Source organism: Flavisolibacter ginsengisoli DSM 18119, assembly GCF_900129295.1.
In the GTDB taxonomy this organism is placed as follows: domain Bacteria; phylum Bacteroidota; class Bacteroidia; order Chitinophagales; family Chitinophagaceae; genus Flavisolibacter; species Flavisolibacter ginsengisoli.
In genome coordinates this window covers 72,234-94,276 of sequence record NZ_FQUU01000004.1, presented here as the reverse complement: position 1 = coordinate 94,276, position 22,043 = coordinate 72,234, and the positions used below count along the sequence as shown (strand labels likewise).

General features: G+C 41.5%; 15 protein-coding genes. 3 read left to right on the top strand and 12 right to left on the bottom strand.

Features of this window, described 5'->3' with window-relative positions:
• Window positions 1-6: 6 nt before the first annotated feature.
• Together BUA53_RS05955 and BUA53_RS05945 are read left to right on the top strand one after the other, a co-directional pair.
• Window positions 7-1,311 carry a sensor histidine kinase gene (locus BUA53_RS05955; protein WP_072834441.1) on the top strand — a complete coding sequence of 435 codons (1,305 nt, stop codon included), beginning with the start codon at window positions 7-9 and terminating at the stop codon, window positions 1,309-1,311.
• Window positions 1,312-2,111: 800 nt separating this feature from the next.
• Window positions 2,112-2,675: a hypothetical protein gene (locus BUA53_RS05945; protein ID WP_072834437.1), complete on the top strand. Its 564-nt coding sequence runs from the start codon at window positions 2,112-2,114 to the stop codon at window positions 2,673-2,675.
• Between the two features lie 122 nt (window positions 2,676-2,797).
• On the opposite strand, the gene BUA53_RS05940 is transcribed toward BUA53_RS05945, so the two are convergent.
• The 11 genes from BUA53_RS05940 to BUA53_RS05890 all read right to left on the bottom strand — a co-directional run bounded on the left by BUA53_RS05940 (window position 2,798) and on the right by BUA53_RS05890 (window position 19,699).
• On the bottom strand, window positions 2,798-3,511 hold the full coding sequence (locus tag BUA53_RS05940; RefSeq protein WP_072834435.1) for an MIP/aquaporin family protein: 714 nt from the start codon (window positions 3,509-3,511) through the stop codon (window positions 2,798-2,800).
• Between the two features lie 15 nt (window positions 3,512-3,526).
• On the bottom strand, window positions 3,527-5,026 hold the full coding sequence (gene glpK, locus BUA53_RS05935) for a glycerol kinase GlpK (protein ID WP_072834433.1): 1,500 nt from the start codon (window positions 5,024-5,026) through the stop codon (window positions 3,527-3,529).
• Between the two features lie 75 nt (window positions 5,027-5,101).
• Window positions 5,102-7,261, bottom strand: a complete 2,160-nt coding sequence (locus BUA53_RS05930; RefSeq protein WP_072834432.1) for an alpha-galactosidase — start codon at window positions 7,259-7,261, stop codon at window positions 5,102-5,104.
• Between the two features lie 24 nt (window positions 7,262-7,285).
• Window positions 7,286-8,206, bottom strand: a complete 921-nt coding sequence (locus BUA53_RS05925; protein WP_072834430.1) for a glycerophosphodiester phosphodiesterase family protein — start codon at window positions 8,204-8,206, stop codon at window positions 7,286-7,288.
• Window positions 8,207-8,211: 5 nt separating this feature from the next.
• A complete protein-coding gene (locus tag BUA53_RS05920; protein ID WP_139256352.1) occupies window positions 8,212-8,892 on the bottom strand; it encodes a GDSL-type esterase/lipase family protein in 681 nt (226 codons plus the stop codon).
• A 5-nt stretch (window positions 8,893-8,897) separates the two neighbouring features.
• Window positions 8,898-10,319 carry a calcineurin-like phosphoesterase C-terminal domain-containing protein gene (locus tag BUA53_RS05915; protein WP_072834427.1) on the bottom strand — a complete coding sequence of 474 codons (1,422 nt, stop codon included), beginning with the start codon at window positions 10,317-10,319 and terminating at the stop codon, window positions 8,898-8,900.
• Between the two features lie 108 nt (window positions 10,320-10,427).
• Window positions 10,428-11,927, bottom strand: a complete 1,500-nt coding sequence (locus BUA53_RS05910; protein WP_072834425.1) for a DUF5689 domain-containing protein — start codon at window positions 11,925-11,927, stop codon at window positions 10,428-10,430.
• Window positions 11,928-11,976: 49 nt separating this feature from the next.
• Window positions 11,977-13,506, bottom strand: a complete 1,530-nt coding sequence (locus BUA53_RS05905) for a SusD/RagB family nutrient-binding outer membrane lipoprotein (protein WP_072834677.1) — start codon at window positions 13,504-13,506, stop codon at window positions 11,977-11,979.
• A 10-nt stretch (window positions 13,507-13,516) separates the two neighbouring features.
• Window positions 13,517-16,729 (bottom strand): SusC/RagA family TonB-linked outer membrane protein, encoded by a 3,213-nt coding sequence (locus BUA53_RS05900; RefSeq protein ID WP_072834423.1) that lies wholly within the window; start codon window positions 16,727-16,729, stop codon window positions 13,517-13,519.
• A gap of 28 nt (window positions 16,730-16,757) precedes the next feature.
• Complete coding sequence (gene glpT / locus BUA53_RS05895) at window positions 16,758-18,089, bottom strand: glycerol-3-phosphate transporter (RefSeq protein ID WP_262494388.1); 1,332 nt, start codon at window positions 18,087-18,089, stop codon at window positions 16,758-16,760.
• A gap of 14 nt (window positions 18,090-18,103) precedes the next feature.
• Complete coding sequence (locus BUA53_RS05890) at window positions 18,104-19,699, bottom strand: glycerol-3-phosphate dehydrogenase/oxidase (RefSeq protein WP_072834421.1); 1,596 nt, start codon at window positions 19,697-19,699, stop codon at window positions 18,104-18,106.
• Between the two features lie 211 nt (window positions 19,700-19,910).
• On the opposite strand from BUA53_RS05890, the gene BUA53_RS05885 reads away from it, so the two are divergent.
• A complete protein-coding gene (locus BUA53_RS05885; RefSeq protein ID WP_072834420.1) occupies window positions 19,911-20,675 on the top strand; it encodes a DeoR/GlpR family DNA-binding transcription regulator in 765 nt (254 codons plus the stop codon).
• 108 nt (window positions 20,676-20,783) lie between these two features.
• Here the strand turns inward: BUA53_RS05885 and BUA53_RS05880 are convergent, their stop codons facing one another.
• Window positions 20,784-22,037 carry a hypothetical protein gene (locus BUA53_RS05880; RefSeq protein WP_072834419.1) on the bottom strand — a complete coding sequence of 418 codons (1,254 nt, stop codon included), beginning with the start codon at window positions 22,035-22,037 and terminating at the stop codon, window positions 20,784-20,786.
• Window positions 22,038-22,043: the final 6 nt, after the last annotated feature.

The window sequence follows — 22,043 nt, the reverse complement described above, 5'->3', positions numbered from 1 at the left end:
GGCTTAATGGAAATACAGAAATCAGAAGAAATAGAATATAAACGGCCTGTGAAGATACTGGCTGTTGACGACAGGGAAGATAACCTGTTGTCAATAGAAACTATCCTGGAACAGGAAGATTATACTGTAGTCAAAGCCACTTCAGGCAGGGCTGCCCTGAAAATCCTGCTTACTGAGCAGGATTTTACCCTGATCCTGATGGACGTGCAAATGCCCGATATGAATGGTTTTGAGACAGCTTCACTCATTTACGAACGGGAAAAGCTCCGCCATATTCCCATTATATTCATAACCGCCCACAACCAGGGTGAAGAAAGGATGTATGAAGGTTATAAAATGGGTGGTGTGGATTTTATCTACAAACCCATAAACCCTGAGTTGCTCCGTTATAAGGTAAGCGTCTTCGTGGAGCTGTATCAGAAGACGCACCAACTGATCAGCCATGAAAAAAGTCTTGTAGCTGCCAACAAAAAGCTGGAAATAGAGATTGAAGAACGAAGGGCATCTGAGGAAAAAATAAAACTGCTGAATCAGCAATTGGTTATAAATAACCAGCAGTTAAAGAATACCATTGAAGAACTGGACCGGTTTGCCTATGTAGCATCACATGATCTGCAGGAGCCATTGCGTAAGATCCTGGTTTTCAGCGATAAGATACAGACTAAGTACAGCAACGTGATCGACCAGGAAATGGATAGGAACCTGGCCAAGATCGTTAAGGCATCAGAACGCATGCAATTGCTGATCAATGACCTGCTGCGTTTTTCAAGAAATAGTTCCAATAGCGAAGACTTTACATCTATCAACCTTGAACAACTGATCACCGAGGTTTTAAATGACATGGAGGTAGATATTGAACGCTATGAAGCCCAGGTAAAAATTGAAAACCTGCCCCAAGTTTGGGGTATATCCAGCCAGATGCGGCAATTGTTTCAGAACCTCGTTAGCAATTCACTTAAGTTCAGGAAAAAGCAATTGACACCGGTTATACATATATATTCAGAACCCAGGAAAATGTCAAACGGACAGGAAAAGGAATTGAGCCGTATTGTTATTCAGGATAATGGGATTGGATTCGACTCAAAATTTGCAGATGATATTTTTACCGTTTTCAAGCGCCTTCATAGTTACCATGAATTTGAAGGTAGCGGTGTTGGCTTATCAATATGCAAAAAGATCGTTGAGCGTCATAATGGATATATTTCAGCTGAAAGTGAAATTGGTTTTGGAGCGAAGTTTATTATTGACCTGCCGGTTGCTTCAGAAGATCTAATCAATTCTTCCAAATTGGAGAAGCTCAAGTCTCAATAAAGCTTAATCAATTATTTAATGGCTTTTGACCTGCAAGCCCGGTATTAAAGGACTAATCCTATATACTTTCCAATTCTGCTTTTTGCCTATAATTAAGCGTTATGTTATTCAGGTTAGCAGGTTTTCGTATGTTATCTCAAAACGAAAACCCGTGCTACGGAGTGAGCTAAAACATGATTTTGTGGAGCTGGATGAGCATGGCTTACCGCCAATGGTTATAGACACATCGGGCAGATTAACTGACTATACTCGATTATCAACTGAATCTAAGATGATTGTCGCCGACTTTGGCGGTTGGCGTAAGCCTCGCTGAATTTTATTCTTTGCTCATCCGAGAGTAGAGCATCAGACAAAGCCCATAATAAATCTTCAATCCTTTCGAGTGTTTCCTCTTTTGCAGCAGGTCTAATATGTTTGAAAAGTTCGTTGGGGTCGGGCTGCTCTACGTTTGGGTTTGTAATCATGTTTTAATAACGGCCTTTTGTGCGCCTGTTTAGCATAACGACTAATTATAGGCAAGCCGCCTTCGAATTTAAACGATTTTCGACACACTACAAATTTGTTCCAAGCTGTGTTCTCGAAAATCGTTTAAATTCGAAGGCGGCATAAACGACCCTTATAATTTCATGTATCTGTATTTGCCTATAATTTATATTATGTTAAATAGGCACACAGGGCATGTTTGTATTTTTCTTGCTTGACGTGGCTTCGACCGTTTGAGGTTGTTGAAATTTTAAGGTTTTCCTCATAATACATAATGTGTATATTGGAGAATCAACTAACTACTACCCTTACTGCTTATGGAAGAAAAAGTTAGATTCTGGGAAAAGCTTTTCCTATGTGTTATAGACGAATTAAGGAAAAGACAAAATGGAACCCTTTATGATATTATCAGAGCAAGTGGATTACTAAGACAACTGTTCATTGATGGAGATAAATCATTGATTCATCGTGCTAATAAAAAAGAATGTTTAAAAATTAAATTTTTAGTTAGAGACAACTCTTCTGAACTATATAAAATGCCAGATAAGTGGTGGGGTCGACTTTATCCTATTAATAGGAAAATACCTATAGAATTATCATTAAATAAATTCCTGAAATGGCCGATTTGTATTTATGAAGAACATACCTATACAGTATATGACCTTATAGATTACTTCTCACATTTTTTAGGAGGTATTCATGCTGGATTACCGTCCGATGAAAAGCAAAATACATTTACGTTAATTCATAAAGCATATCCACACATAAAGGATATGCCGTCCATTTCATTATATGGGATATTAGAAGTATCAATTTGTGCATTAAAACCTTTGGAAGATGCCATTAAAGGTCGCACCAATACGGGTGGACTTGAACCATAGTCTTCGGGTGCCAATCACAGTAGTTGTTGGTGCTATTAAATAGCATCGAGTTCAGCTGCAACAAGCCTCGTAAAGTTGTACTATGGTAAAATAATTTATACCCTTGGTATATTGGCCCAGGATCAAAGCTTACTGATCACATGAAAAACTACAGCTCCCAGGAAAGCTCCTATGATGGGACCAACAATAGGAATCCAGCTATAGCTCCAATCACTTGTTCCTTTATTTTTCATCGGCAAAATGGCATGGATGATGCGCGGACCGAGATCCCTTGCTGGATTGATGGCATAGCCGGTAGTTCCGCCCACGCTCAATCCTATTCCCAATACCAATAATGCTACAGGCAATGCATCGAGGGCTCCCAGGCTATTGTCTGGTGAAGCCATATACAATACACTGATCACAAGTATGAAAGTTCCTACGATCTCGCTGATCAAATTATGCGTGGTATTCCTGATGGCAGGTATAGTAGCAAAACAAGCCAGCTTTAAGGTCTTGTCTTCCGTTGCATTAAAGTGTAACTGGTAGGTAAGCCACACAATGAATGCACCAATCATTGCACCTGCAAATTGGCCTCCCAGGTAAAGAGGAATTTTATCGATATTGATCTTACCCAGGTAGGCAAAGGCTAAAGTGATGGCAGGATTCAAATGTGCGCCACTAGTTTTAGCAGCAACAAACACACCTACAAATACAGCTATGGCCCAGCCAAATGTAATAACGATCCAGCCGCCATTATTGCCCTTTGTCTTGTTGAGTACTACGTTAGCCACCACTCCATTACCTAAAATAATGAGCAGTGCAGTTCCAATGAGTTCAGATATAAATATAGACATACGAATGTTTGATGATTAGTTTTCAAGTTCACCCCATACCTGTGCTGCTTTAACAGCAGTGTGCCATTTCAGAATTTGTTTTTGACGCTTTGTAGTTTCTATGGATGGCTCAAATGTTCTTTCCTCTTTCCAGTACTGCTCTATTTCTGCAAGGTCTTTCCAAAGTCCAATGGCCAGGCCGGCCAGGTAGGCCGCACCTGCTGCAGTGGTCTCCGTGATCTTAGGCCGAACGACGGAGCACTCCAGCATATCGCTTTGAAACTGCATTAACAGGTCATTCACAGTAGCTCCGCCATCAACCCTTATCTGTTTGATAGGAATAGATGCATCTGCATTCATTGCCTGGAGTACATCCATGGTTTGAAAGGCTATACTTTCAATAGAAGCACGGGCAATATGTGCAGCTGTAGTACCCCTGGTAATACCCATCATGGTTCCCCGCGCATGCTGGTTCCAGTAAGGAGCCCCAAGCCCGGCAAATGAAGGAACAAAATAAACGCCACCATTGTCTTCAACAGAAGCAGCCAGTTTTTCCACTTCACCGGATGTTTTTATAATTCCCAGGCCATCTCGTAACCATTGCACTACCGCGCCGGCTATGAATACACCTCCTTCCAAAGCATAGGTGGTTGTTTCACCTATTTTCCAGGCTATGGTCGTAAGCAGGTTGTTTTTGGATAAGATGGGCTGCGTACCTGTATTCATTAACATGAAACAACCGGTACCATAGGTGTTTTTCACCATGCCTGGTTGCGTGCACATCTGGCCAAACAAGGCTGCCTGCTGATCGCCGGCAATGCCACTAATGGGAATATTGGTACCCGTTAGTACCTGGTCGGTATAACCGTAGATCTCACTGCTGGAGCGAACCTCAGGAAGAATGGCAGCAGGAATATCAAAGAGTTTCAGCATAGCTTCATCCCACTGCAGTGAATTGATATTATACAACATGGTCCGGGAAGCATTGGTGACATCCGTTGCATGTACTTTTCCATTTGTAAGCTTGAATAATAACCATGCGTCAACAGTACCAAAACAGAGTTCTCCCCTGTTTGCTTTTTCTCTTGCGCCTTCAACATTATCCAATATCCATTTGACCTTGGTGGCAGAAAAATAAGCGTCCGGGATCAGGCCTGTTCGTTTTTGTATATCTTCTGCATGACCCTGCCTTTTCAGCTCATCGCAATAGGATGCCGTTCTCCTGTCCTGCCATACGATGGCTTTATGTATTGGCTGATGTGTGGCACGGTCCCAAACCACTGTTGTCTCCCGTTGATTGGTGATACCAATGGCGGCGATATCCTGTGTGGAGAGACCAGCCTTAACCACTGCCTCCGCTGCAACACCCAACTGTGTATACCAGATCTCATTCGCATCATGTTCAACCCACCCCGGCTCAGGGAAAAACTGGGTGAACTCTTTTTGTGCAACAGACACTACTTCTCCCTGCTTGTTAAATACTATGGCCCTTGAGCTGGTAGTTCCCTGGTCAAATGATAAGATATATTTCGACATTGCCTTGCTTATAAAATTTTATAATGGTACGTTGTTATTTCAGAATTTTCAAAACTATAGTTTGTTTTCTTAAACTTATTGGGCAGTTAACTGCAAAACAATACTGCTTAATGCCAATGGTCTTCCTTTATTAAATTGCAATCCAACCTTCATTAAATAATCACCGCTATATATCTTGTCATGATACATTGTTACAGGTTTAGAGCCAGGCATTAAATTGATCTCTTCTATTTTATACTTTTTATTTGCATCCAGTCCCTGCAATTTTACTTCATCAAGCTGTTCGCCAAAGCGTGTATTGAGATTGTAGTTAAAAACCACAGCCTTGTTTTGTGTGCTGTCAACATACATCAGCACTGCCCTGTTCTCATCATATGGAGAGACGAGGTGGTACAGGTCTCCATACCAGATAACAGGACTGATACGCTTATAATTCTGTACAGCAGCCTTGCTGAATTCAAGTTCTTCAGGCTTCAGCTCTTTGATATTTATATCATATCCCAACTTCCCCATCATGGCCACATCAGTCCTGAACTTTAAGGATTGCTTGCCTGATGAAGTGATATGATTGGCAACTGCAAGTGCTGGGAAAAAATAGGAATACCCCCATTGGATATATACTCTTTCCAGTCCATCGGTATTGTCACTTGGCCAGAATTCAGTGAAGTATTTTAAAGCGCCATAATCTGTACGGCCGCCGCCACCAGAACATAGCATCATTGGCAGGTGCGGATGTTTGCTATGCAGGCGCTCCAATACTTTATATAAACCATTGACATAATCAATAAACAAATGGGACTGCCTGTTGCCTAAATAGTTGGAATAACTATTGGTCATAGTACGGTTGCAATCCCATTTGATATAGGCCAAATGAGGATTGGAGGTGAGCATATTATCTACCATGTTGAAAATGAAATCCTGTACCCGGGGATTACTTAGATCAAGGACTAATTGGTTGCGCTGGTAATTTTCATCCCTGTTGGGCAGCCTGATGATCCACTCCGGGTGTTGTTCATATAATTCACTTTTGGGATTCACCATTTCAGGTTCCAGCCAGATACTAAACTTCACCCCTTTACTTTCCGCTTCTTTGACGAGGTAACCAATACCTCCCGGCAGCTTTTGCTTGTTTTCCTGCCAATCGCCCAGGCCAGCCCTGGCATCAGTTCGCGGGTATTTATTGCCAAACCAGCCATCATCGAGTAAGAAAAGATCTACTCCCAGTTTGGCAGCATCATCAAACAATTTCACCAGTGTATCCTGTGTAAAATTAAATCCCGTAGCCTCCCAGTTATTGAGCAATGTATAACGTGGACGATCACCATCCATTATCCCATAATGCCTTGCCCATTGGTGAAGATTACGTGTAGCCTCTCCTCTACCGTGTGTTGAAAACGTGAATATAAAAACAGGAGTTACAAACAGGGCACCTGGCTTTAGTTCATAGGCAGAAGCATAGGAATTGATTCCACTAAGTATCCTCAGGGAATTTATATTGTCAATCTCGAAGTGCAGGTTATAATTGCCTGTCCAGGCTAGTGTGCCTGCAAGTAGATCACCGGTATTTTCTTTAGCAGGTGCATTTAATGCCAACAGGAACATAGGAGAAAGAAACTTATTGGCCCGTGTTCCCAGTTTGGAATCGATCTCTTTAATTCCTGCTGTTAATTGGGTTTCTTCCATCCTGGCTTCCATGCCCCAGTCACCATGAAACTGCGTTAACCAGTATTGCTGTGCATCCAGGTGTAAAAGGGAGGAGGCATAATTTTGCAACCATACGCTACCCTTCTCTTTGTTGCTGATCTCTGTCCAGGTTTTTATTATATTCTCTCGGTAAAAGGCAGCAAAGTTTAATCTTACTTCAAAAGCATATTTTGGATCTATCAGCAAAATGGAAGTAATGGTGGTATTCTTATCTGGTTGTTTTACCTGCACTGACTGAAAATGTAATTCCAGGGATGGGTTCTTATCTGCATGTTCCACTTGTATAGCAGGTGTGAACAGGTCCTCCATGCCGGCACCAATATAGGCTTCGTTCCGTGTATCCGCTAAGGAAGCATATTCAGCGGCATCTTTCAATTTCTCTCCCAGGTATGCCTGGTACAATCTCCCGTTTTTCTTTACTTTATAAACAATACTTGTTTTTGCTGTTTCAATAACAATAGGTGCCACCTGGGCGCATATCCTAACAGAAAAAGAAACAATTAGTAGCAATAACGAAATAGAACGATACATTATCATCTATTAAGGGTAATAGGATTATTTCAATTGTTGAAACAGGTCGGGGTAATCGGTAATGATGCCATCAACACCCGTGTTCTTTAGCTGTTGTATTTGTTCAAGGGTGTTGATGGTCCATGGTACCAGCTTCATTTGCCTGGAACGGCATTGTTGCACCAGTTGCGGAGTGACCAATGAAAAATGCGGGCTGTAGACAAATGGTGTAAAGCCCAATTGCTGTAACTGTTCTTCCACTGAACGTTTATCATAATCCTCAATTAATAAGGAAGTGGCAACAGAAGGATATTTGCGATGCATTACCTGTAAAGCCCTCGGATCAAAGGACTGGATGACTGTGCGGGCCTCAGTTCCTTTCTGCAGTATCACCTGCATGACAAGGTCAACGAATGCTTCAACAGGAGGATGTTTTTTTCCGTCATTCTCCGGCTTCGACTTGATCTCGATATTATAAAACATGGCCTTTCCTGTTTCCCCTGCATGTTTTTCTGTTGCATCCAGCAAATCGGCCAGCAAGGGTTTGTGTACAGCAATTTTCTTTTGCCTGGGAAAGGCCGCATAAGGCTTTAATCCAACATCATATTTCTGAATGCTGTCATAGGTCATTGTATACAGCAGGCGTTGTACTGCCTCTGCTTTAGTCAATGTATTTCCTTCCGGTGTCGTGGTAAAATTCTCATTGAAATAGGGATCGTGAGATAAGATTACCTTATTGTCTTTGGTAATATGCGTATCCATTTCAAGTGTGGTTACACCCAGGTCAATAGCATTCAGCATGGCCGGAATAGTATTCTCTGGCATCAATCCCCTGCCTCCCCTATGCGCTTCTTCATCAAAGGCAGGAAAAGCTACTGTTGCATGTTTATTTCCTGTTACTTTTTTAGTGTCAGCACAGGAAAATGCCAGCAAAGCTGTTGCCATACAATAAACTATATGCTTCATAAGATCTAGTTTAAATAATTACCTTTCTTTAAAATGGATGCCCACAGTTTATATCCTTCGATGTTAAGGTGCAATCCGTCCTCTGTGTATTTCTTATCCAGTTTACCATTGGCATCCTGGAAATTTGGATTCAGGTCGATCAGGTTCACCTTACAATCCCTGGCCAACTGTTTTAATGCTGTATTGACATATGTAATATGTGCATCTTTATTGTAATGATTTTTGAACTGTGTGAATTCATTGTTAACAGGAAGCAGGGTTTGCATGTAAATGGATGTTTTCGGACTGCCTGCTTTTATCCTGTCAATGATCTTTTTGTAATTGGATACAATAAAGCTGTCAGGAATGTTACGCGAGATATCATTGATTCCTATAAGGATAAACACTTTTGCCGGTTGTCCTTCAATGACCTCATCTAATCTTTCCAATACACCAAATGTTATGTCACTTGATATGCCCCTGTTGCGGACATTGGTTCTTTCCAGCAATTCGTTCCAGTCTACACCGGCAGTAATGCTGTTGCCCAGGAAAATATAATCATTACAGCTATTGGGAAAGCTTTTGAACTGTGCAACTTTCAGTGAATAACTGGCAGGCCGGTAAGTACTGTCCCACCTGGTTGCCTGGGCATTGGCAAAAAAAGAAAATATCAGAAAGGGAACAACATTAAAAATTTTGGTACGCATAGGTTTCATATTGATAAGGAAGATTCATACACTTTTCCAAATCGATCAGTAGTTTTCACTACAATATTTTTGGTGTTAACTGGAATAAATGCCTTGAATAAATGGTCAGTCTGTTTAGGTTCAGCAAAGCTGCGCGGTTGGGGAAGATTAGGGCCCAGCATTGTAGCGTAAGCCCCGGGATCAAGGCCTATAAACTGTTCCAGTTCTCCTTTGCTTACTCCATCTACAAAATATTCAGTTTTCCATGCAGGGTCATAGTTCCAGATATTTACCTGTACCTGCTTTTGGGTGGCATTATAATCGGTTACAAATATCTTTTGCTGATAATCTGCTGTTTCACCTGTAGCCTGGTAATGCCAGCTTAGTTCCGTACCATTTACTTTATAAACCCCGTAGCCGCAAGGTGTACCATCTTCACAGATGGGACCAGTCCACCAGGCGCCACATACTGTGCCATGGTTGTGCTCATAAATATTATCCTTTATCACATTGCGGTGATAATGTGTATGGCCCGACATAATATGTACATTTCTTTCCTGCAACAAAGCATAGAGATCTGAATTATTCTTCACACCATTATGAACAGGGATGTGCAGGCAAAGTATGATGAGATTTTCTTTAGGTATATAAGACAAATCCTTTTGAAGCCAGTCGAGCTGGTGTTGTGGTATGAATCCATCATAATCCCGGTCTTTGCCAAGGTACCTAACATTATCCATCACCACATAATGCACTTTGCCCCTGTTAAATGAATACCAGGTAGGGCCATATTTTTCCTGGAAGGTGTCATCAGAGGTTTCATCACCTCCTTTATTGTAATCCATGTCATGGTTGCCCAGGCATTGGAAAAACGGAATGCCCATTTTGCCAACGGCTATATCATAGTCAGCAAAATGTTTATGTTCATCCCAAACTATATCACCAACCGTAATACCATGTATAAGGGCGCTTGAACCTGCAGCAGCTATGATCTTCTGAACATCCGGCACGGAATGAGCCATCATTTTCTCCACATCTTTGGCGTTTTTTACCTGTGGGTCTGCCCAGATGATGAACTGGTGTTCGTTATCATCTTTATCCAATTGTTGTAATTCAAAATTTACTGCCTTCCTGTTCTCAATATCCTGTACAAGGTGGTAATGCCTTGCAATACTTTTCTCTTCTATGAAACTATACCCTGAGGGCGTTGATATAAAAACAGAAGTTGCTTCGGGATGCAGTGCAAATTCATAGGCACCTGATTTATCTGTAAGCACCAGGTTATATCCATCGCTGACAACAACATTAGCTACTCCCCTGTTGCCAGATCTGACAACACCCTTTAAAAGATTTGCTTCTTCCTTTGATGAATAGAGCTTTTTATTGCAGCCAACTAATAATCCTCCTGTAAGCCAGGCAAAATTTTGAAGAAATCGTCTTCTTTGCATGTTGGATTTAATTGGCCAGGCTAGACAAAGATGTTATTATCTAACCTGGCTTCTTATTTATAATGACTAAACCGGCCTAAGGTAAACCGAGCCGTTATTAAATGTCCCTTATTCTTCAATAGTGGTTGCACCTTCAATCGCGCTAACATTTGAAGTGGCTGTAAGAACCAAATTATGTAATGTTCTTGCAGTTGTCCACCTTCCAGTTGTTTTATTATAGGTGCCTCCTAATTGTGAGAAATTAGTTGCAAGGCTAAATCCTAATTTACTTTTGTTAGAGCCCATTGCAAAATAAGGCTGGTCTTCCTGTGTTGATGGATTTTTTGTATCATAATAATCAGTATTGGTGATACGGTATCCCTTTTCAGGCGGACCTGCTGTATAAAGACTTCCATTACCTCCATAAAATATAACATCAACAGGAATGGTTTCCAGATCTACTTCTGTTTTGTCAAACACGGCAATACCGCCGGCATTTCCACTGTTTGCCAGGAGGTTGTTGGTCTTAGTTCCAAATCCGTCTCCCGGATCAGTTGCATACATCTTGGAAAACCAGGTGGAAGAACTGATGTCGGTAGACCCTGCACCCCAGATGTTTTTATTTGCGCCCACATAGAAGTACTGACCCTTTTGCACAGTTCCCGATGTGAGGTTTATTTTGTAGGTTCTCAGGTCACCAGTAGCCCAGCCATTTGTCGGGAAACCAGTGGGTGTGGCCGAACCTGCATTGTTGGTAGTCACCACAGAGAAAGGAGTTGCAGAGAAATCAATATTCTTTGTTGCCATTAATTGTATGTACTCATAGTTGGCATCTGTACCTGAAGGATCAATCAGGTAACCAGTAATAACTACAGGGGCGATTTTTGGAGCAGTTGAACTCAATACGGTGATATCATCTTTACTACGTGGCCATAATTGCGGGGCACCATTCTGATCCAGGAATAGAATACCTGAAAAGTTTGAGAGGAATGGTAGCGGATCATTCGCAAACTCTGCACCTGCTTCGGTATGTAATGTTATATTTCCGAATCCATCATTGATCATATAATCACCGGCATAGGTAGATCCTGCAGGAACTGAAGCATCAAATCCAGCCTTGGCTATTGATATCAATGTGCTTTCATATAATTCCGGTGTAGCAAGCACCTCGTTTGCTTTTTTAATAGGCACCTCTACGGCTATACCAGACGAAACTTTTGTTACCGCACTACTTTTTATCCCTGTTAGCTGAAGGATGCCATTTACCCTTTTCAGTATACCCCCGCTAACGTTAATGATGACAGAATCACCTGTCGTGTATTCATTGGCTGCATCTCCAATGGGAATGGAAATACCTCTTAATTGTGCCAGTCGGCGGCTATCCTGAACCACAAGCAAACCTGCAGGTAAATTGCCTCCTGAATGATCCGACACCACCACTGCTGCTATCTTATCAGCTCCAAACATATTCTCTGTGGTCAGTGTTACATCTTTCCCCTTATATATGTTCCTGATATCGAATATGGACATGTAGGGGCTCACCTTTGCGCCAGGGTAATTATCTTTTTTACATCCCCACATCATGCCCATGAAAAGCAATAAGAAGGAATAGCATAATATTTTTTTCATTGTAGTATGATTATGTTTTACAACATGGTTTTAAAAATAGTACGATAGCTTAGGGTTTTTGCCACCATACAGGAGTTGATATGACATCAGGACCCTGTGCAGCTACAGCAGCTTTGTAATTGGTTGGATTGGTTGATTGAACATACACCGGGTAAGTCATCCTGGCAGGCATTTCTCCATTGTTTCTCAATCCTGTTCCTTTTGGTAAAATAGGGTGGCCAGTGCGGCGGTATTCAAACCATTGCTGCAGGTCAACGAGAAACAGTGCATAGTACTTTTGCAAATGAATCTTTTCCATTTTCTGGTCAATGCTCTGAGTATCGTTCCATTGCATATCGGCTGCAGCAAGATAATCCGTAACTGCAACAGGCCAGGTAGGCAACCAAAGTTTGATGCTTGCTTCCACTCCATTATTGTAATAGGTTTCTGCAGATCCATCAATGTAACCCTTTGCAGCTGCCTCTGCGAGAATGAACTGCAATTCTGCATAGTTCATAATCATGCCTGTAAGTGGTTCATTTACCAGGCTTGGCCCTGTATTACCGTTATTGGAAGAAGAATAGAAATAAGATTTACGCGTTGGATTATCCCCTATAGCATACCCACTTGGCACACCTTCATAAGCTCCCTGGTAGGGTGCAATAGCCCACCTGTTGGTCTTGGTAGGAGAGCCTGTTCCATAGGTAACATCAATTCTTGGATCGTGCCAGACAGAAAGGTTGTCTATAAAGAAACTGGCAATGCCCGGTGCCCTGAAATCCTGTTCCCTGACCGTAGTAAAGGGTGATGTATAAGGCGCAACCCCTGTCCATCTTAAAATGGCAGATTCTTCATTGCTTGTCATGATCGGATAGTCCAAAGGGTTATCAACGATCTGTTTCATCTTGGCAATTACTTCCTGTGACACTTCAGCTTTGCCGGAGAGTCTTAACAATAACCTTAAGTAAAGAGAATTGCCAAACTTTTGCCACTTGGTAACATCACCATAAAATACCGGATCACTTGAAGCCTGTATACTTTTTTTACTTGCTAACAATGTATCAGCAGCCTCCAGCTTTTTGAAGATATCAAGGTAAATATCTTTCTGGCGGTCAAACTTTGGTTCATAGATACTACTGTCCCTTGCCAGGTTGGATTCAAAATAGGGAACATCGCCATAGGTGTCTGTGAGCAAGGAATAGATCCATGACTGGCAGATCAATGATATGCCCATATAGGATTTATTATAGTTCAGTTCTTCACTTGCAAACTTGTATATATCCTTAAAGTTGGTCAGTTCTGAATACCAGCCATTATACAGGTAATCCGACCAGTTGGCGCGGTAATCATACCTGAACACCCTGCCATCTCCATCACTCATATCCACAGTAACCTGCATGAGTTCATTATTGAAATTGCGGTTGCGTAGCATGTTATAGGACAATGTGCTTACCAGTGCAGGTGCCAGCAATTGCTGCGGCAAGGCACTGCTTGTATTATTAGGATCTGTATTGATCTCCTGGAAGTCTTTAGTGCAGGAACTAACTACAACGCTGCACATAACAGCTATTCCGAGTATTATTTTTTTGGTCTTATTCATTTTTAAAAAATTAAAATCCAACAATTAGATTCACTCCCATTGTGCGGGTTGATGGAAACTGACCAACTTCGAAACCACGAACAATATCTGTTCCGCTAACGGTTCCGAATTCAGGATCGAATATTGGCCATTTGGACCAGATATACAGGTCACGTCCATAAACACCTAATGTTGCCCGTTGAATACCTATTTTTTTGGTAATGCTGGTTGGTAAAGTATAGTCAAGTCTTGCTTCCCTGAATTTGATGAAGTCAGTGCTGAATGTACTTCCTTCCGCATTGTCAATTCCAAAATGCGAACGGTAGTATTCATCAATATCAGTAGCAATTACATCATTCTGTTTGTATTTGCCATCTGTTCCCATAACTACTCCATTACCGATAATGCCATTATATCTACCTGGTAAAGTGTTTTTCGTTTTACCCTGTTCTGCCAGCTTGTAGTGCATCAGGGAATGTGCCACTGCACCATATTGTCCATCAAATAAAAGATTAAGACGGAATCCTTTATATTGAAATTCATTATTGAATCCAAGCTTCCATTTGGGAATTGTATTTCCCAGGAAAATAACATCCTGGGTGATCTTTGCGAATCCGGTATTGGCATCATAAACCACCTGGCCGTCAGGTGCACGCTCATACCCTCTTCCATAAAGATCTCCCATACTGCCTCCTACTTTGGCAACGATCTGACCACCACCTACCGGGCCTGTTTGCAGCACCACAGAACTATCAGCCAGTTCTTTAATGGTATTACTATTTGCAGAGAATACAATGCCTGTATTCCATTTCAACCCTTTCTTGGAAGATATGGGAGTACCATTGAGGGATACTTCAACCCCTTTATTATTAACCTTACCCGCATTGATCAATACTTTGGTATATCCGGAAGAACGGTCAAGTATACGTTCCAGGATCTGGTCCTTAGTATTCCCGGTATATAATGCAAGGTCCATATTCAGGCGATTATGGAACATCTTTATCTCCATTCCTGTTTCATAACTAACTGTTCTTAATGATTTCAGGTCTGGATTAGCCAATATAGACGGGTTTTGTAATCCTCCGCTGTATAAACTTCCTGCAGAAGTATAATTATATGCTGTACGATAGGGAGTGGTACCACCACTACCAACACCAGAAGCAGAAAATCTAAGTTTTGCGAAATCAATCGATGACGGAAGCTTTAGTACTTCGGAAGCAATAAAGCTTAAGTTGGCAGAGGGGTAAAAAAATCCTGCATTTTCTGTTCTTGTTGGAGTTGCCAGTACACTGTTCCAGTCCTGCCTTGCAGTAAGATCGAGAAACAGGAAGTTTTTAAATGCGCCTGATACGAGTCCGTAAAAACTGTTAATAGCGTATTTGGTATTGTATGGTAATGTTACAAGTGGGCCTGCTGCATTGGACATTGAGTAGATCTGCGGGTAAATCAATGAGTCTGCACGTACTTCATCTTTGTTGTATGTATTTCTTAATGCACTACCACCTGCAGTTACGGAAAAATCAAAATCTTTTAGTTTTTTAGCATACCTCAATAGGAAATCGGTTGTAGCTTCCTGTGAAAAGATATTTTGAGTTCTAAAACTACCTAGCTGGTATTTTGAACCTGCATCAAATGGACGCTCTTGTGCACGCTGCTCATAGGAAAGATCAAGAGATGTTCTTACCTGCAAACTTAACTCTTTGGAGAAATTATAGCTTGCCTGCACATTGCCGGTAATGTTATGACGATTCGAGCGATTGATAAATTCGTAGGCTACGGCATAAGGGTTTTCAGGGAAGGAACTGTAAGGATACATGATCTTTCTTCCTTCCAGCCCATTTCTCCAATAATTTCTTAACCAATCCAGGTCAGCATTCGGCTGCCAGAAAATAAACCAGTACATGATGGACTGGTTACCATAGCCAGCACCCGGAAGATTGTCGCTCCATTTATTGGTATAATTGATCTTTGAGGAAATCTGGAGCTTCTCATTAACTTTTGAGTTTACAGATAAAGCAATTGTATTTCTTTTATAACCAGTATTAGGTATGATCCATTTATTTGAAACATTAGTAACAGAAAAACGGGCAGTGGTTTTGTCAGTACCACCATCCACGCTGATTGAATTGGTAACAGTATTACCTGTATTGAAATAGTTTTTTATTTTATTTGGATAGGGCACCCATGGAGTTCTTTCGGTTCCCTGCGTTTGCGTTACAGGGTCAAACTGAAAAAATGATTGTCCTTCAAACCTGGGACCATAAGCCGAACTGGTGGCGCTCGTACTAGGTCCATCTACGGATGCACCAAAAGAATAATAAGGTTTGCCATCATTACCCTGGCCGTATTCATACTGGAAATCAGGCCACCTGTTCACCTTTTCCATTGATGCATTGGAATTAAGGGTGACTCCCCAACCTTTTCTTTTTGCACTTCCTGATTTTGTAGTAATAATGATAGCTCCATTCGCGCCACGCTGTCCATATAAGGCTGCTGCACCGGGCCCTTTTAATACACTCACGGATTCAATGTCTTCAGGGTTTATATCATTAAGACCGCTTCCATAATCTGCAGGCATATTATCGCTGCCTGTACCATATGCAGTTTCACCCCCCACAGCACTTCTTCTGCCACTTCCCTGGTTAATAACAACTCCATCAACTACTATCAATGCCTCATTTTCACTACCACCGGTAAGGTTGCTTTCACCCCTGAGAATGATTTTATTAGATCCTGCAGGTCCGCTGTTAGAACGCACCAGGTTAAGGCCTGCTACTTTTCCCGACAAGGCATCTGTCCAGTTGCTGGAAAGTGCTTCTGTCAACTCCTCTCCTTTCACTTTAGCAACAGAATAACCAAGGGCTTTTTCTTCTCTTTTAATTCCCAGGGCTGTTACTACAACACTTTCCATCTCAGTATTAGTACTGATCATATCAAAGTTGAGCACAGATTGGTTACCAACCCGTTTTTCAAGAGGCCTGTAGCCTACAGCAGAAACAACAAGAACCTGTTGGTCAGATGCTTTAATTGAAAAATGTCCTTTTTCATCCGTGCTGGTAAATACTTTGGTTCCTTTTACCTGCACTGTAGCTCTAACTACCGGTGCTTTGTCTTCAGAATTTCTAACCTGGCCTGTCACTGTTTTTTCCTGTGCGGATACCCAGGAGCCGGTTAGTAGCAGGAAGAAAAACAGCAGCACTCTCGGAGTGCAAAGTTTTTCTACAGCAGTCGCAAATGATCTCATACGCAAGTTGATTAAAGATTATAAATGATTAAAAAGCTTTTTCTTTATTCCAGGTTAAGGCGGTAAAAAATATAGCAAGCACGCAGGCGGCAATCATAACTAAAAAGCCACCATTCCATCCCCAGGCATCTACAACATATCCCATAGCAATATTTGCAAATAGAGCTCCGCCCAGGTATCCGAATAAACCTGTTAATCCTGCTGCAGTTCCGGCAGCTTTTTTGGGAACCAGGTCAAGGGCCTGTACACCAATAAGCATTACAGGACCATAGATCAGGAAGCCAATTATGATCAGGGCAATATTATCTATAGAAGGATGCCCCGCAGGATTCTTCCAGTAAACGATAACTGCTGCCAGTACTAATAACATGTAAATAATGGTTGCCGGAGCTCGCCTGCCTCTGAATACTTTGTCACTTAACCATCCACATAATAATGTTCCGGGAATACCTGCATATTCATAAGCAAAATAGGCCCAGCCTGTTTCATTGACTGTAAACCCCTTTGCTTCCTTTAAATAAGTCGGTGCCCAATCCAAAACCCCATAACGCACCAAATATATAAAGGCATTGGCAAAAGCTATGTACCACAACACCCTGTTAACCAAAACATAATCTATGAAGATCTGCTTTGCTGATAATTCTTTTTCATGTTGATGTGAATAATCTACAGGATGGTCATTCTTATATGTTTCAATGGGTGGCAACCCGCAAGATTGGGGTGTATCCCTGATTAGTAAATACGCAATGAAAGCAATAAAAATGGCGATCATTCCCGGGAAGTAAAACTTGCTTTGCCAGGTGCCGAAAATGGCCAATCCTGCAATAGCCAGTGGACCGATCAATCCACCTCCTACATTATGTGCCACATTCCAGATGGACATCTTCACGCCTCTTTCCCTGAGCGAAAACCAATGAACCATTACCCTTCCACAGGGAGGCCATCCCATTCCCTGGAACCAACCGTTGATAAAAAGCAGGCTAAACATGATCACTATCGATGAAAGAGCAAACGGGATTGTTCCCATGGCTATCATTGTAAGTGCAGATAAAAGGAGTCCAACGGGGAGGAATATACGCGCATTACTTCGGTCGGATAAGTTTCCCATCAGGAATTTGCTGATGCCGTAAGCAATAGAAACGCCTGAAAGAGCTATTCCCAGTTCGCCCTTTGAAAAGCCTCTTTCAATAAGGTCGGGCATGGCAAGAGAAAAGTTTTTTCTCACCAGGTAATAACCTGCATAACCTATAAAAATTCCAACAAATACCTGGATCCGTTTTTTCTTATACGCTTCATCCACTTCTTTCGCTGGCATTAACTCTTTATGTGCCGGCGGTTGTAAATAAGTCAGCAATCCCATTATAGCAAGCGCTTTTAGTTTGTTTTCAGAATATATTGGTTAGCGAGACTGGTATAATTTTCAACCTGCTCTTTTTGCCAGGCCTGGTCCTTATCCATCTCCTCGGCCATGATCCTTGCCACTTCAGGGGCAATGCGAATGCTCTCACCGGCATTCAGTAACAAGGCGCGAGTTCTCCTGGCAAGCACATCCTCCACCGTTCTTGCCATCTCATTCTCCACAGCCCAGCGAACCTGCATTTTATGAATCTTCAGACTATCGCTTATCCATTGACCAGAACTGCCATTCATTTGTTTTTTTATTAATTGGCAATCGCTGCCATAGAAGTACAGTGGGTCGTTCCAGTTCATTCCTTCCGCATAACCATGAATGTGCATCAGGGAAGTGGTTGTTTTTTGGTGCTTCCATTGCAACTCCTTTTCCACGCGATTCATCATGTCTTCTCCCATTTTTCGGTATGTCGTCCACTTACCACCAAGAATGGTAAAAAGGTGGGAAGCAGAAACCATGATCTTATGGCTTCTTGAAATTTCCTTTGTGGTTTGTTCTTCACCCTGCGGAGCAGCCAGGGGACGCAGGCCTGCAAACACACTCAACACATCACTGCGTGTAGGCTTCTTCGTAAAATAATCCGCAGCAGTTTCCAGTATAAAATTGATCTCTTTTTCCAGCGCCTGGGGTTCCAGGGAGGCTTCCTCCACTGGTGTATCAGTAGTGCCCAGGACCACCTTATCATGCCAGGGCACTGCAAATAACACACGCCCATCGCTTGTTTCCGGTATCATTAATGCATGTTCTGAAGGATAAAAAGCTTTATCAAGTACCAGGTGCACACCCTGGCTCACGCATATGCTCTTTAAACTCTTTGGATTATCCATATGAAGGATATCGTCGACAAACACACCTGTGGCATTAATCACCGCTTTTGCACGGACCCGGAAATTTTTTCCGTTTTCAGTATCCACCACAAGAGCTCCTTCAATTTTTCCCTGATTGTCTTTTAGTAAGCCTGTAACCTTTATATAATTGATGGCACAGCCGCCTTTTTCTATGATGCTTTGTACCAGGTTAATAGCCAGCCTGGAATCGTCAAATTGTCCGTCATGGTATAATACACCACCCAGCAAACCTTCCTGTTTTATACCTGGAAGGCTTTCAATGGTCTTTTTCCTGGAAACAAAAACAGAAGAGCCAAGTGTCAGGCGGCCTGAAATCCAGTCATACATTTTAAGGCCTAAAGTATATTTGATCTTATCCCAGTAATTGTAAATGGGAATGATAAAAGTTTGATTCTTTACAAGGTGGGGAGCATTCCTGCAAAGACGTCCTCTTTCCACACTAGCTTCCCGCACCAGTCTAATGTCACCCTGCGCCAGGTAACGAACACCTCCGTGTACTAGTTTGGTGCTCCGGCTTGAAGTTCCCTTGGCAAAGTCAGATTGTTCTAATAAAAGGGTATTATATCCCCTGGCTACAGCATCCATGGCTACTCCAAGACCGGTAGCCCCACCACCAATCACAAGTACGTCCCATTGTTTTGACTCATCAGCTAATTGTAAAGCCAGTCGTTCCCTGTCTATAGAATTCACTTTAAATTGCAGATCATTCATTCCTTAAATATGTTTCAGTTTATTTTGTTTTATTAATGAAACTAAACAAAACGAAAGCAATTTTAACAATTTTATTTATAAACGAAAGGATTATGAAACAATTAATAATAATAAGTTTTCCACATTTGGGGAAAGAACCTATTTAAATATTTTAGATACGAATTATTGGAATTCAAATTCCCCGTTATTATTTTGTACCCTCAAAGAACTTATGAGTAGTCTAACTGACAGGCATCAGCATATCATCACCAAATTGAGAAAAGAAGGCAATGTGAAAGTTGTTGACCTTTGTTCTGAACTAAATGTTTCATCTGTAACCATTCGAAAGGATCTGAAATTATTGGAGGATAAGCACCTTTTATTTCGAACCCATGGTGGTGGTACAATGAGCAATCCTTATACAGCAGACAAGCCAGTAAAAGAAAAAGAAAAGATACAATCAGGCGAGAAATCCAATATTGGTGAGGCCGCAGCCAACCTTGTTGAGCCTAATGACTGTATTCTTATTGCCTCCGGAACAACAGTATTATCTCTAGCCAGGAACATCTATCCTAAGGGCAGCCTCACAGTAATCACAGCAGCGCTGAATGTGGCTATGGAGTTGATACGTCACCCCGAAATAGAAGTGATTCAACTGGGTGGAATATTAAGAAAAAGTTCTTCGTCTGTTACTGGCAGTTATGCAGAGAAGATCCTTGAGGATTTTTCCTGCAGTAAACTTTTCCTGGGCGTGGACGGAATAGACCTTGAATTTGGGCTAACTACTACCAATATGATGGAGGCACAGCTTAATAAAAAAATGATTAAGGCTTCTCAAAAGACCATCGTTCTTGCGGATTCGACCAAATTTGGAAAAAGAGGCTTTGGTAGAATCTGCGGCCTGGAAGATATTGAACAAATCATCACTGACAGTGGCATTTCCGACCATATGGTGGAGAGTCTGAAGGGAATGGGAATTGAAATTACTATAGTCTAGAATTGAAAAGGTATAGAAGGATTTTACTTTGCATTTCATTGAGTGAAGTTCATTAATTAATAAAGCCTCCCGGTGGGGAGGCTTTAAAATTTATTTACCTATCGAATATTATAAAGTCTTCAGTTTTTCCTGTAAGGAGGCGACTTTATCTGCCTGCTTTTTCCTTTGGTGATAATCGATTAACTGGTTGATGATCTTGCGATAGTTAGCTTTATCCTGCGCTTTTGTATGAGCATTGTCCTGAGTATACAGATCAAATGCTTTTTGAGCGTATGTATAAAACTCATCATACTTTTTATCAGTTTTTGCCACTAAATCTGCTTTTTTTGCTTTGTCGGCAGCTGTGGTTCCACGCACCGCCCTTAAGGCATCATCCAGATCGTATATTTGATTATAGATATGTTGCGCCATAATATAGTTGGCAAAAGCTGATGATTGCAGGCTCACGGCTTTTTCCAATGCAGCTTGTAACTTTTGTTGCCGGGCTTCATAATCCGAAGGCTTTTTATCATACGTATACGTATAGTTGAAAAGCTCCGTGGCGTAATCAAGTGCTAAAGGAAAATTATTGGGATATTTCTGTAGCATTTGTTCATAGCGGGCCAGCCTTTTGGTAGTATCTGTGGAAGGTATGTTACCATATTCCAAAGCTGTCCAATAACCTTCATCAGGGAATAATTCACGACCTAAAGCAAGGTATTTATCAGCTTTAGCTGCATCATTTTTCTTCGCATAATATTCTGCCAGCAAACCATAGACTTCTTTGTATTCCTTGTCTTTGATCTTGGCATTAGCCAACTGTTCAAAATAAGGTATAGCATCATCTTCCTTCTTAGCCAGGTATGCAGATGATGCGGTCAGGTTCACTAATTGAGTGTCAAGGACAGGAAAGGAAAATCCATTATAAGAATAACCTCTTTTTGCAATATAAGTTTCTATATCAAGCGCATTCTTCATTTGGTCAAAGGCTGCAGCATAATCCTTGTTATTATAATTTTTAACTCCTTTATTATAATACATGTCGTACAGGCTAAATAAGCCAACATTCTGATCAAGGACCATCATGGTATTCTTAGGCTCCAGTTCCTGGTACTTTTTGAAAGCATCATAGGCTTCTTTTTTCGCATCATAAGTCAGGCTACCAGTGCTGTCCTGGCGTGCTAATTCTGTATATACCTTACCCTTGTAATACCAGGCGTTTGCATTTATCTGGTTTTTAGGGTCGGCTAATACCTTGTCAATCTTTTCCTTTGCTTCGTCATATTTTCCTTTGCTGATCTTTTCCTGGACATCATCCAGCTTCTGTGCAAAAACACTGCTGATAGATGAAGCAAGCAATACTGATAATAACAGTTTTCGCATTGTTTT